Raw genomic sequence first — 1,026 nt, 5'->3', positions numbered from 1 at the left:
AGAGCTTCTGCTGGAGCATGCGGAAAAACTAAGGCTGTCTCCGGGATTGCCAATATGAGAGTATTTCATTTTATAAAACCGTATATCTATCTGGCTCCCGTGTTGATCCCGATTTTCTTATTCGTATATTATCCACTCGCCAAGTCGCTGGAGATCAGTTTCTTCAGTTGGAACATGGTGAGCGACAACCGTCAATGGGTCGGCCTGGACAACTACGAATATTTGGTCGGCAGCGATGAGTTCTGGAGGTCGGTGCGGAATACGGTCGTGTATACGGCGCTGCTGCTTCTTTTCCTGCTCGTGCTCCCTTTTATGGCAGCTTTTGCGGTGACGCAGATTCATAGTCGGTTGCAGCCATTCTACAAGAGCGCTATTTTTGTCCCGACGGTATTGTCGCTGGCGGTATCGTCCATCGTGTTTCTTTGGCTGCTGAATCCAATCAGCGGTTCGATCAATCATTTTTTGGAACTTCTCGGCATCCCGGGTATCAATTGGTTGTCCCATTCCTGGTGGTCGCTGGTATCGATCGTAATCATTACTTCATGGAAAACGTTCGGCTACCATTTTATCTTGCTGCTGTCGGGCATTTTGTCGGTTCCTCAAGATCTCGTCGAGGCCGCCCGCATTGACGGGGTGAGCAGCAGTATGGGGCTTATCAGGCGGGTGTACATTCCACTCTCGAGCGGCACTCTTCTATTTGTATTCGTCATTACCGTGGTATTCGGCATTCAATGGTCGTTCGTTCCCATTCAAATGTTGACGAACGGCGGTCCGGATCAAGCGACGACGCATTTGATCTTTACCGTGTACCAATACGCGTTTCAATTTTTCCGAAGCGGTCTGGCCTCCGCGGTTTCCGTCTTGACCTTTATCGTATTCATCGGGCTTATTATTTTCCAAGCGTTGGTGATGGAACGGAGGGTGCACTATGAGAATTGAACGGGGCCTATGGCATTTGCTGCTGATCGTGACATTGATATTAAGCTTTTTCCCGCTCGTATGGATGGTCAGTACTTCGTTTAAAGG

At 48.9% G+C, this 1,026-nt stretch carries 1 protein-coding gene; it reads left to right on the top strand.

The window, feature by feature from the left end; all coding sequences use genetic code 11:
- Positions 1-939 (top strand): carbohydrate ABC transporter permease (locus ACFRAK_RS29755; RefSeq protein WP_394573302.1); only part of this gene is annotated, 939 nt, incomplete at its 5' end.
- Between the last annotated feature and the right edge of the window lie 87 nt (positions 940-1,026).

Source organism: Peribacillus sp. NPDC056705 (genome assembly GCF_043656335.1).
This window is presented reverse-complemented; position numbering and strand designations above follow the sequence as displayed.